Annotated in this window: 10 protein-coding genes; 6 read left to right on the plus strand and 4 right to left on the minus strand. The window is 57.0% G+C overall.

What is annotated here, in order from left to right; all coding sequences use genetic code 11:
- Nucleotides 1–1,005: Era-like GTP-binding protein (locus tag NW819_RS00900; protein WP_414412613.1), on the minus strand; the 1,005-nt coding region annotated here is incomplete at its 3' end.
- A 134-nt stretch (nucleotides 1,006–1,139) separates the two neighbouring features.
- On the opposite strand from NW819_RS00900, the gene NW819_RS00905 reads away from it, so the two are divergent.
- The 5 genes from NW819_RS00905 (at nucleotide 1,140) to aroQ (ending at nucleotide 6,193) form a co-directional block, all read left to right on the plus strand.
- Entirely contained in the window at nucleotides 1,140–1,289 is a 150-nt protein-coding gene (locus NW819_RS00905; RefSeq protein ID WP_414355501.1) for a hypothetical protein, read from the plus strand.
- Between the two features lie 602 nt (nucleotides 1,290–1,891).
- Nucleotides 1,892–3,136, plus strand: coding sequence for a glycosyltransferase (locus NW819_RS00910; protein ID WP_414412614.1), 1,245 nt, complete (start codon nucleotides 1,892–1,894; stop codon nucleotides 3,134–3,136).
- Nucleotides 3,137–3,468: 332 nt separating this feature from the next.
- A complete protein-coding gene (locus NW819_RS00915) occupies nucleotides 3,469–5,418 on the plus strand; it encodes an acetate--CoA ligase family protein (protein WP_414412615.1) in 1,950 nt (649 codons plus the stop codon).
- A gap of 168 nt (nucleotides 5,419–5,586) precedes the next feature.
- Complete coding sequence (locus NW819_RS00920; protein WP_011434447.1) at nucleotides 5,587–5,718, plus strand: hypothetical protein; 132 nt, start codon at nucleotides 5,587–5,589, stop codon at nucleotides 5,716–5,718.
- Entirely contained in the window at nucleotides 5,696–6,193 is a 498-nt protein-coding gene (gene aroQ, locus NW819_RS00925) for a type II 3-dehydroquinate dehydratase (protein WP_414412616.1), read from the plus strand. The genes NW819_RS00920 and aroQ overlap by 23 nt, the downstream gene beginning before the upstream one ends.
- 17 nt (nucleotides 6,194–6,210) lie before the next feature.
- Here the strand turns inward: aroQ and NW819_RS00930 are convergent, their stop codons facing one another.
- The 3 genes from NW819_RS00930 to NW819_RS00940 form a co-directional block, all read right to left on the minus strand.
- The gene (locus tag NW819_RS00930; protein WP_414412617.1) at nucleotides 6,211–7,221 is read right to left on the minus strand and encodes an alpha/beta fold hydrolase; all 1,011 of its coding nucleotides are present in this window, start codon (nucleotides 7,219–7,221) and stop codon (nucleotides 6,211–6,213) included.
- Nucleotides 7,218–8,144, minus strand: a complete 927-nt coding sequence (locus NW819_RS00935; RefSeq protein WP_414399867.1) for a fatty acid desaturase family protein — start codon at nucleotides 8,142–8,144, stop codon at nucleotides 7,218–7,220. Before NW819_RS00935 ends, NW819_RS00930 begins: the two co-directional genes overlap by 4 nt.
- A gap of 105 nt (nucleotides 8,145–8,249) precedes the next feature.
- A complete protein-coding gene (locus tag NW819_RS00940) occupies nucleotides 8,250–8,786 on the minus strand; it encodes a thioredoxin family protein (protein ID WP_414375330.1) in 537 nt (178 codons plus the stop codon).
- Nucleotides 8,787–8,977: 191 nt separating this feature from the next.
- On the opposite strand from NW819_RS00940, the gene pheT reads away from it, so the two are divergent.
- Entirely contained in the window at nucleotides 8,978–11,455 is a 2,478-nt protein-coding gene (gene pheT / locus NW819_RS00945) for a phenylalanine--tRNA ligase subunit beta (protein ID WP_414412618.1), read from the plus strand.
- Nucleotides 11,456–11,500: the final 45 nt, after the last annotated feature.

The raw sequence follows: 11,500 nt of genomic DNA on the forward strand, positions 1-11,500 counted from the left end.
CCCATTGAGCAGCAGCGGTCGCCACAGCCCCTCGCGAAAGGAGACCAGCCCCCTCCACAAGGCCGTCCGGGGTAGGTGAAGCCGCACTCCCAAGCCCAGCAGCCAAAGGCCATCCAGCAGCGGGGCCAACAGCAAATCCAACCCCAGCGGAGCCAAGCCCACCACAATCCCCTTGCCGAGGGCGACAGCTTGGCCCCATTGCTCCACAAAGCGGGCATGATGCTGCCACTGTTTTTCCAGAATCTGGGCCTGAACCCGGTCCAGCCGCTTCAACACATTCAAAGCCAGGAGGGATCCCGCCTCGGTTTGCAAAATCTGCAGAATTCGCCCCCGCAAGGCTTCAATTTGGGGTGCAGGCCGTTCCCATTCCAAAGTAATGCGGCCATCCGGCCAGTGGGTGCGGACTTTCAGAGGTTTTGGGCAAGCGGCCACGGTCAAAATCTCCTGCGGCGATACCCAGCCTAGGTGGCGGCTGATCTGGGCACAAATGGCCTGCAACTCCGCTTCGGAGTAGAGATCGCATTTGTTCAACACCAGCAGGATGGGCTTGTATAGAGTGCGCAGCTCCGAGAGAGCTTGGTATTCCAACTGGGTCAGGTCGGTGGCGATGACAAACACGATCAAATCCGCCGAGCGGGCCACATCCCAGGCCAACTGTTCGCGGGCTTCTCCTTCCACTTCGTTCAAACCCGGAGTATCCACCAGCCTCACCCGCCAAGGGATCCCTGGCTCCGGCTGCCACAGCAGGGATTGGGGCTGCTGAGTGACCCCATTGAGGGGGCCCACCTTCAATCGCTCCTCGCCGGTTAGGGCGTTCAGGACGGCCGACTTGCCACGGTTGACCAGCCCAAACACCGCAATGGAAAACAGCCGCGCGGTGAGGCGCTTGCGCAAAGTGGATAGAGCCCTGAACTCCGGTTGTAAATCCCGACGGCTGGCCAGAGATTGCCAATGATCCCAGCACCTTTGCAAAACGGTTTCGGCTTGGGTCAAGGGAGTGGTCATAGACAGGGGCAATGGACTAACCCTCACTCTAGAGGGAATTGCCCCTCAGGGCTAGCCGTTTCTCCCCCCCAGCGTGGGGAATCCAAACCCCACAAAATAGGGCATGATCACCCTAGGGTTCCGCCGAATCTCCTATGCTGTACCGCCTTCCCCAATCTCTGAAATGGCTTCGTGTGGGTGGATCCCATCGTTCTAAGCAAGAGCGCCAGATCGTGCGCAGCCTGCTGGCCTTTGCTGGGGCGCTGCTGGTTATGGATGTTGTGCTTCTAAGTACTCTTCGTTAGTTCAATTGGCTTGCCTGAGTGGTTTTTGGGATGCGCACCCACCACAAATGGCGTCGAATGGCGTCTTGAATAGCGTTTGGGGTTGACCGAGCAGCTTGGGAGATTTCTATTCCGAATTGCAGCTGGCGAACCCAGTCTCCCCTCCCTAGTTGCGGGAGAGGGGCTGAGGGCAGTCGCATTCGCGTGGCAGATCGGAGACCAAAAGTAGCACCGAGCACCAGGGGAAAGCCAACGAAGCTTTCTCTGCCCGCTGCAGGAGAGGCGGAATAACTGTAACTCTGGCGGGGAAAGGAATAGGATGCTACATTCTGTCTTCCTTGCAGGAGCTTAATCTTGCTCTCAACATCTCTACATGCTACAATTCGCCCTATGCCAAGAAGTTTTGAGGTAAGCGCTATTCATGCTAAGTACACGAGCAAGCCATGGAAAATTCTAAAGCTAAGGCTCTACAGCCGCGAGTTCTCTTAGTATGGCAAGTTCCGGTGGACTACCTCCCATTCCCGGTTTTTTCCAATAAGCAGGTAACCCTGTGTCCGGGATGGGCAGCGAAGGGGTGTGGCTTTAACTTTTACAGCATTCCTCAGGGGCTGGTTGGGTGCCCCTTGGGAGACTACGATCTTTACGAGTTTGTGCATCGTTCGAATCAGATTGAAGATAAAGAGTTTGATTTAGTAGTAGTTAACTCTTCTATTTTCGACTCATGTAAACCTTTCAACACCAAAAAGTTCGGCTGTCCAACAGTTTTGTTAGCTGGAGATACCCATTGGGTAACTCCTCTATGTGGTCACGGAATAGCACCTATTAACTATCTCTTAAATTACTGCAGCCAAGAGAACTTTGACTATGTAGTCACTACTTACAATCGGCAGCATCTACACTGGTTTGTTTCAGCAGGGATCCAAAATGCGGCGTGGCTGCCTTTGATGAATATGTACGTGGTCACTCATGAGTGGGTAGAGACAAGAGAAAACAGAATTGCTTTCTTTGGCCGAATCGGTAGCTTTCACCCAAGGCGCTCTTTCCTGATCAATGCTCTGAGAGAAGCGGGTTTGCCTTTGATTGCTAAGTCAGGAACTAGAGAAGAGGGAGCTCATTTATTTGCCCACTCCTTGATCTCTTTTAACTGTAGCCTAAATGGCGACATTAACTTGAGGAACCTTGAAATTATCTCTGCAGGGGGCTTTCTATTGACAGATCGCCTTTCATTTGCATCTGGTTTTGATGAGTACTTAGTTCCCGGACTATATTGCGATACCTACAACTCTTATTCGGAGCTAGTAGAAAAGATTAAGTTTTACTTAGAGAACCCTGAATCAGCAATAGAGATTGCCAAAAGAGCTTATGAGAAGTTTTTTACCGACTGGCATCCAAAGTATCGAATGGCCGATCTAATGAATTGGATATTTAATGGAGAGCTGCCCGATTTTTACGCAGCAAAATCTGATCCCCGCTTTCTTATCAGCACCTCCTCTAGGGATTTGATAAACACACGTCTGGCTATTTACGAGTCTGCTCAGGAGCTACATCGACTGCAGGAGCAGCCAAAGGTGCTCGTTGGCCGGAACTGTCCTCCAGTGATTGTGGCCGATTTGCTAGACCTGCAGAGGTTAGATCTCTATGTTGAGCCTGGTTTCCCCCTATCTGATCTCCCAAGCGATGAAAAAATCCTGTCTCGTCTCCACGTAGCCAATATAAACTCTTATGTCAAAGAAAAGTGGGATCTTCTTATTGTAAAGACAGACGACCAATTGACAAAATTCGGTTTTGTTTCTTCCTCTAGATTTGTCTTTATTTTAGGAAGTGAAAATCAAATTGCTTTCTCCAACACAAAGGACTTATTTACTTAGTCGGCTGTTAATAGAAGAATGGGAACTCTAATCCGTCAGATACTTCACGATAGGATTTAGCCTACAAGAAATCCACAAGCAGGAATCGGGGGAGCAGCAGCTTACCGGGGTATCCAGACCCAGGCCTGCCTTCTATCCTGCTCGACTGGAACTCTTGTACTTAACTCTCCAAAGGGGCTTTAACAGGCAAAAAGCTGCCCGGGATCCCTTGTGCTGCGAGGGCAAGCCGCCGGGGATGGGGGCCGGATCGGGAATAATGGAAGCGGCCCCAGCCGGGAGAGCTGGGTTTTCCCCGCGCTGAGGTCGTTGTTTCCCTTCTCTTGAGGCCGGTTATGGTTTTGCAGGAGGCAGCGGGCGTGCCCCGCATCAACGCGCGCGAGTCGGATGTTTTCGACATTTTCAACCTGAAGCATTATCTCGGCCCTAACCCCTATCTCAATACAGCCGCTTTCACCTTCGACTTTGCCCTTACCCAGTGCCCACAGCCGCTGCCCATCGATGTCTACCTGTCCAAGGTCTGCTTCCATTTCCCCCAGTTGCAGGAGGGATCCTATCCTTCCTACGCCCACTTGTTTGCCCGGCTGGTGGCGGAGGTGAACCGGTTGCAGATGGATCTCCACTTGCAGCGGTGGAGCTGTCATCCGTTTTCAGAGTATGTGCGCATCGCGGTGCAGACCTTACATGGCCGTACCACTCGTGCTGCGGTCTATTTTGCTTGGGATTGGCTGGAAGCCATCACCCAAGGACAGCCCTTCGATTTTGAAGGGGAGATGCGCCGCTTGCAGCAATTGTTTCGCGACTCGGTGTACGGTGGGCCGACGGTCTATGCCCTCCTGCGGGCTGCTCACGAACGCGGGATCCCTACCTACTACCTATGGGATGAAGGGGTGATGCAGTATGGCTATGGTCGCAACCAGGTGCGAGGGGTGGCCACCACCTTTCACTGCGACAGCCATCTCGACTCTGACTTCACCACCCGCAAAGACGATTGCAAAGCCTTTCTGGCGGCGCAAGGGTTCCCCGTGCCCCAGGGAGAGGTGGTCGCCTCTTTGGCAGAAGCTTTGCAGTTGGCGCAGGAAATCGGCTATCCGGTGGTGCTCAAGCCGGTGGCCGGCCACAAGGGGATAGGGGTAACAGCAGGCATTCAAACCCCGGAAGAACTGGCCTTTGCCTACGAGGTAGCCGTGGCAGCCCTTCCCCCTGAGGAGCCCATCCGACTGATCCTGGAAAAGCATCTGCAGGGCACCGATTTTCGCCTGTTGTGTGTGGGAGGCCGCTTTGTGGCGGCCACGGAACGACGCCCCGCCTCGGTGACGGGAGATGGCCAAAGCACCATCGGGCAGCTCATCGAGCAGGCCAACCGGGATCCCGTCCGTTGGGATACCCCCACTTCTCCCCTGGGGCCGATCCAATGGGATGAGGCAATGGAGCGCTTTCTGGCAGAGCAAGGCTTGACAGTGGACAGTGTGCTGGAACCGGGGCGGACGGTCTATCTGCGCAAGGTATCCAATCTCTCGGCGGGAGGAGTGAGCCGCGATGTCACGGCCACCGTCCATCCCGACAACGTGGTTTTGGCCCAAACCATTGCCCAGCAGTTCTCGCTGGTGTGCTTGGGCATCGATGTCATTGCCCCCAGCCTGGAGCGCTCCTGGAAGGAGGTATCCCTGGGGATCATCGAGATCAATGCTGCGCCAGGTGTGCTCATGCACCAAAAACCTGCCATTGGCGCGGGAGTGGATGTGCCGGGGGCAATCCTCGACCATCTGTTTCCCAAGACGGCCCGCATCCCGATTTTGACCTTTAACCGCCTCACCTTGGCGGAGGCGCACACCTTGGTGGAGCATATTTTGTCCCACCGCCCCAACGCATGTGTGGGATCCGTCTGTCGGGAGGGCGTGCTGCTAAACCACAGCTCTAGACCCCTGCAGGGCAGCCTCTTTCGCCAGGTGAAAACCCTGCTGCGCCATCCCCAACTGGATCTGCTTTTGGCGGAAGCCGACGAAGAGACCCTGGAGCGGGAGGGCTTGGCCTACGAAGGCAGCGATCTGGTGGTGCTGCGGGATCCCTCCGATCAAGAGCTGCAAACCCTGAAACGGGATCTCAACCCCGGCGGCGCCCTCTTCCTGCAGCGGGGATCCACCCTAACTTTGACGGTGGCGGGCCAGGCGGAGCGATTTGAATTGCCGGGGACAGACCTGCAGATGGGGATCCTGCTGCGCTCCATGACCCTGCGGATCATCTGCAGAACCATTAGCCAGATGCTGAAGAACTGGTCTGGCTGAGGGGTTTTGGATTTTCTTCAGATTCTTGTAAAAGGGTAGGCAAAACAAGGGATCCCTGCTGGGGAAAAAGGCCGGCCAGCCAGTCAGCTCTACACCCCTCGGAAAGAAGCGCTATCATAGAAGTCCGTCGAATAAACTCCCTTCGTAAAACCTCGCGAGGCAGATCGGATGGATTGGGTAGAAAAGGTGCTGGAAAAGATCCGGGAATGGGTGGAACGTGTGATCGACACCCTGCTGGGGAACCCCCAGCCTCAACCTGCTCCCATTCCGGTAGAAGATGGATCCCATCGTCGTCGTTAATCCGACTGCCATTGCCCCCGGCGGCGAGCCTCTCAGCCTCTTGGTACTGCATGGCCCCAACCTCAACCTGCTGGGGGTGCGAGAGGTGGGCATCTACGGCTCAGTATCCCTAGAGCAGATCGATCAGGCTCTGCATCGGCAGGCAGAAATGCTAGGGGCGAAGCTGGAGATTCTCCAGTCCAACCATGAGGGGGTGCTCATCGATGCCATTCACCGTGCCCACCAGCAGCATGTCGGCATTCTGATCAACCCTGGGGCCCATACCCACACCAGCATTGCTCTCCGAGATGCCATTGCAGCCGTAGGATTGCCCACTGTGGAAGTCCACCTAAGCAACATCCATCGCCGCGAGCCCTTCCGCCAGCACTCTTACATCGCCGCCGTAGCGATTGGGCAAATCAGTGGTTTTGGGGCGCAAAGCTACCTGTTGGGGCTACAGGCTCTGGTGCAACACCTGCGCCTGCAATCTGTGTAGGATCTGTGTAGGTGCCCTCAGCTCTCCAGGAACTCCTGCACGGCTGTGCGAATAAAAGCTTCATCCTCGGGGTTTTGATGAGGATTACCGGCCCGGTGCCCCCAAATGGAGGGGATGATCTTGTAAACCGCGTTCGGGATCCATTCTGCCTCAGCCCGACAATCTTCTGGGGTGAAATACAAATCCGTCTGGGCGGGCATCACCAATGTTTGGGCCTGAATTGCCCTCAAAGCAGCCCGATAATCTCCCCGGTGAATGGGGTTGTCGCTGATATCGCAGCGGATCCAAGTTTCGATCATCGATAGCAAATTCTGCGGATCCCGGCGGCGGTAATTGGCCTCCCAGCCTCGCTCTAGATAATCTTCGAGAGAGGCATACCCCAAGGATTCATAGCATTTTTGGTTGAAAAAAGGTTGGGAAACAGCCCAACTGGCGTAGATGTGGGCAAAAGCTCGCAGACCCCGCTCTGGGACACCCGTAAATCGACGACCGTTCCAGGCGGGATCGGCAGTTAGGGCTGAGCGCAAACTCTCCAGAAAAACCCGATTGTGAACTGTGGTCTTGGCGGTGCCACAGAGGGCTACGATCCGTTCCACCCGCTCAGGAAACAGGGATCCCCAGTGATAGGCTTGCTGAGCCCCCATCGACCAGCCGTAGATCAGGCGGATGCGTTCGATCCCAAAGTGTTGGCGAATCAGGCTCTCCTGCAGGCGCACATTGTCCCAGTGGCTAAACCAGAAGCCGTCTTCCCGCAAGCCACAGGCTGGATCGTTGCTGGGGGAAGTGGAAAGGCCATTGCCCAGCATATTGGGAATGAGGATAAACCACCGCTCCGGGTTGAGGATGCCGTCGGGACGGATCAGCCACTCCAGGTCAGGATGCTGAGCCCCATAGGAGGTGGGGTAGAGGATCAGGTTGTCTTTTTGGGGGGAAAGAGTCCCGTAGGTGGCATAGGCGAGCGTGATTTGGGGCAGTTGGATCCCGCACTGTAGCTGAAAATCGTTCAGGCTCCACGTGTAGTGAGTCATGCCTGAAATTGTTCAATCACCTGACGATGAACCCGCACATACCCCTGCCCTAGATGAGCCAGATGGGGCTTGAGGTATTGATGGGCATCGGCCAAAGCATGAAATGGAATGGAGGGGTAAAGGTGATGCTCAGCATGGTAAGGCATATTCCACATCAAAAAGCGGATTGGCCAAAGGGTAAGGGTGGTACGGGTATTGGAGAAGGGATCCTCGGTTTGGCTACAGCCTGTGTGCTCTGCCAGCAAAATGAAGCGCAAGATCGGCTGCCCTACCGCCAAAGGCAACAGCCACAGCCACACTATCCAGGGATCCCCCAGCAGAAGGGAGAGCAAGCTCCCAAGGCCGTAGACCCCTAGCTGCAACCGCACCGAACGAATGACCTCTTGGCGGGCCGATTCAGGAATGTAGGGATAGCCTTGCAACTGGCCGCTGGCTATGCGGATGTAGGTCTTCACCTTGCCGATCCACCAAGTCAAGCCGCTCAGCTCGAGCAAATACTCCGGCCAGCTCTGGGGCTTGGGATCCTCCAGCTCCGGATCCTTGCCCGGAATCTGGGTATAGCGGTGGTGCCATTTGTGGTATCGGCGATAAAAAGTGCTGTTGTAAAATGAGAGCAGGCCCGCCACCCAGGCTACCCCGTCATTCAGTTTTGGGCTGGCAAAAGCGGTGCGGTGTACACATTCGTGCAAAGCAGCAAACATCGTCGCCAAACTGGCCCCGTAAACCACCAGCGCCGGCAGGGCAATCCAGCCATTGACACCTTTCTGGGTCACCCACAGGCTGCCACTCACCGCCATCACCGCCAAATGTCCCAAAAGCTGCCGGAGCCCGGCTGAATTGGAGCGGACATTCAGTTGTCTGAGGCGCTCGCTCGGGATCAACCGTTGCGGATCCGGCAAAATCGGTGTCGTCTCGACAGCCATGGCCTGTTCTTGTGAGCTACGAGAATGGATAGAAGTTATCCAATATCAAACCGAGGCCAGACCTTTCCGCCTGTGTCCAAGACAACAAAACCCTGGACCAAACTCCTAACCATGACTGCGGGGATCCGGCTGACTGGGGAGGGCGCGCCTGCCCCGCTCCAGCTCAGACACCGGCCCGATGTTGGTCAACTGCAGGGGCTGTCCAGTTGCCAGAGCCAACACATTGGCTCGCAGAATCGACGGCGGCTGTTCGCCAATCGCCGATCCCAGCACTTCTCCCTGCCGATCCAAAAACAGAAAATGAGGGATGCCGTTCACCCGGTAGCGGCTCAGCTCCGGCAGCCACTTGGGATTATCCACATTGAGCATGACAAAGTTGACTTGATCGGCAAATTCCTGTTTCAGGCTGGCCAGGAGGGGTGCCATGGCACGACAGGTGCTGCACCAATCGGCATAAAACTCCACCAAAGAAGGTTTGCCATTGGCCTGAGCTTGCTCCCAAGGTATGGCCTCTTGGGCTAGAGCCTCTAAGTTGCTGCCCGCCTGACGCCCTTGGTTAGCCAAAAACAGTCCTGCTGCCAAGAGCACAGCTACTGCGGCAATCAACCCGTTGCGCAACCGTTTTGCCCAGTCTTTCTTCATCCTTCCTCACCTTGCTAGGCGCTGGATCTGACCTCAGCCCTCGCCTTCACTGTTTTAGCATCCCACCCTGTCCCACCGGTTCCGGCCAGAACCGGGTCTATGCCATCCCACGATCTTGGGCCGGGATCCCGGCTGGAGAAGAGGGCCAGGTGAGCGATAATGGGGGCGGCGTTTGCACCGATGGCTCAGCGATGCGCATCTCCTTGAAGTGGCTGCGAGAACTGGTGGATTTCCAACTTTCACCCGAAGAACTGGGAGAGGCCCTCACCCTGGCGGGGTTTGAAGTGGAAGAGATTGAAGATCGCCGCACCTGGGCAGAGGGGGTGGTTTTGGGCAAGATCCTGGCTGCCGAGCCTCATCCCAACGCCGACAAGCTGCAGGTTTGCCAGGTGGATTTGGGATCCGATCGGCCTGCCACCATTGTCTGTGGAGCCGCCAACGCCCGCCCTGGGATCCTGGTAGCAGTGGCCACGCCCGGCACCCATTTGCCCGCCCTCTCCCTCACCATTGCCAAAGCCGACAAGCGGGGGGTGATCTCGGAGGGCATGATCTGCTCTCTGGCAGAGCTGGGGCTGGAGAAATCTTCCGAAGGGATCCACGAATTCCCGCCCGACTTGGATCTGGAGGTTCATCCGCTTGGCTCTGATGTGCGCCCCCTTCTAGGCTTGGACGATGTGGTGCTGGATCTCACTTCCACCGCCAACCGGGCCGATGCCCTGAGCATGGTGGGGATCGCCCGCGAAGTGGCTGCCCTCACCCGCAACCCGCTGCGCCTGCCCCCCGTCAAGCCTCTTCAGGCCAAGCCCATCCCCAACTTTCAGTTGCGCATTGCCGACGCCAAAGCCTGCCCCGCCTACAGTGGCGTGTTGATCGAAGGGGTGAAAGTCGGCCCTTCCCCCGACTGGCTAAAACACCGACTGGCCGCCGCCGGCATGCGCTCCATCAACAACGTAGTGGATATTACCAATCTGATCCTGCTGGAATGGGGCCAGCCTTTGCACGCCTTCGACTGGGATCGCCTGCTCCAGGTCATGGGCAAGAAAAAACCCACCATCGAGGTGCGCTTGGCCCAGCCGGGAGAAACCTTAAAGACCTTGGACGGCCAAACCCGCACCTTGCAAGCCGACAGTCATCTCATTGTGGCCGGCAGCCAACCGGTAGCTCTGGCCGGGGTCATGGGAGGGGAAGAAACCGAGGTCGGCTCGACCACCACTCGCATTTTCTTGGAAGCAGCCCTATTCGATCCAGCGGTGACGCGGCGCTCGGCCCGGTCTCAAGGTCTGCGCACCGAGGCTTCCACCCGCTATGAGCGAGGGGTTAACTTTGCCACCCTCGATCAGGCCCGGGATCGGGCGGTGCAGTTGATCCTGGAACTGGCAGGGGGAGCAGTGGCCGGCCTCACCACCTTTGACCAGCGGCCCCCCCTGGAACGCACCCTGAAATTGCGGCTGTCGCGGCTGATCGATGTGTTGGGGGACGAGGTGCAGGCGGCGGATGTGGAGGAGATCCTATCTGCCTTGGGCTTTCAGCTCTCCCGTTGCGAAGGGGCCAATTCCCAGAGTGCCCTCTCCCCCGCTACCGAGACGGCAACCGTGGCCAGCTGCGTTTGGCAGGTCGTCGTTCCCCCCTATCGCCTGCGGGACATTGAGCGGGAGATCGACCTCATCGAGGAGTTTGCCCGTCTCTACGGCTATGACCGCTTCTCAGAAACCCTACCCACCGAGCCGCAGGTGGGATCCCTTTCGGCGCGGGAAACGTTCACCCGCCAGATCCGAGAAGTGCTGCGCGGCATTGGCCTGACAGAGGTATATCACATCTCCCTCTGCCCGGCGGAGGAGGATGGATCTTTGGTGAGGATTGCCAATCCACTTTCGCCTGAATATTCAGCCGTGCGCAATGCGCTACTTCCCGGCCTGGTGGAGGCCTTCCGCTTCAACTGGGATCAAGGCAACGGCCCGCTCCAAGCCTTTGAAATCGGTCGTGTTTTTGCCCATGCCCTTCCCCCCAACCCCCACCCTTACCGGGAAGCTGAGCATATCGGCGGTATCTTGGGCGGGGATCCCAATCCCCACGATTGGCAGCACCGCAACCGACCCATGGACTGGTTCGAGGCCAAGGGGCTGCTGGTCTCCGCTCTGGAGCGGCTGGGATTTGGCCCGGAGTTTCGTCTGGATCCCCCTGAAGAGCAATCGTCCCTGCTTCACCCCGGTCGCCAGGCCAGTTTGTGGATTGAGGGATCCCGCATCGGTTTGTTCGGGCAACTGCACCCCCGCCTCTGTCAGGAAAAGGGGCTGCCAGATCAGGTCTATGGGTTTGAGCTGCAGTTGGATCCCTTGCTGGAAAGCCTGGAGAGACGGGGCATTGTGCAATTTGTCCCCTTTTCGCCCTTTCCTGCTGCCGATCGGGATATCGCCTTCTTTGCGCCACTCGACCTTGCCGTTGGTGAGATCGAGAAGGTTATCCGTCGAGCGGGCGGAGAACTTCTCCAATCGGTGCAGCTTTTCGACGAGTACCGGGGCCAAGGAGTACCTGCAGGGCAGCGCAGCCTTGCCTTCCGCCTAGTGTACCGCGCTCCCGATCGCACCCTCACGGATGCGGAGGTAGAAGCTCTGCAAAACCAGGTGAGGGCGCAGTTGGCAACACAATTTCCGGTGACCTTGCGCAGCTAGCCGACCCCTCTGTAGCTACTATAACATCCTCCCGGCGCTCGTCCT

Source organism: Synechococcus sp. R8-2, assembly GCF_047461715.1.
In the GTDB taxonomy this organism is placed as follows: Bacteria; Cyanobacteriota; Cyanobacteriia; order Thermostichales; family Thermostichaceae; genus Thermostichus.

Bases quoted from the DNA above. Each gene is read 5' to 3' on its own strand.
- NW819_RS00930 (WP_414412617.1), bottom strand. From the start codon at position 7,221: ATGACTCACTACACGTGGAGCCTGAACGATTTTCAGCTACAGTGCGGG.
- NW819_RS00920 (WP_011434447.1), top strand. From the start codon at position 5,587: ATGGATTGGGTAGAAAAGGTGCTGGAAAAGATCCGGGAATGGGTGGAA.
- NW819_RS00940 (WP_414375330.1), bottom strand. From the start codon at position 8,786: ATGAAGAAAGACTGGGCAAAACGGTTGCGCAACGGGTTGATTGCCGCA.
- NW819_RS00935 (WP_414399867.1), bottom strand. From the start codon at position 8,144: ATGGCTGTCGAGACGACACCGATTTTGCCGGATCCGCAACGGTTGATC.
- NW819_RS00915 (WP_414412615.1), top strand. From the start codon at position 3,469: ATGGTTTTGCAGGAGGCAGCGGGCGTGCCCCGCATCAACGCGCGCGAG.
- aroQ (WP_414412616.1), top strand. From the start codon at position 5,696: ATGGATCCCATCGTCGTCGTTAATCCGACTGCCATTGCCCCCGGCGGC.
- NW819_RS00905 (WP_414355501.1), top strand. From the start codon at position 1,140: ATGCTGTACCGCCTTCCCCAATCTCTGAAATGGCTTCGTGTGGGTGGA.
- pheT (WP_414412618.1), top strand. From the start codon at position 8,978: ATGCGCATCTCCTTGAAGTGGCTGCGAGAACTGGTGGATTTCCAACTT.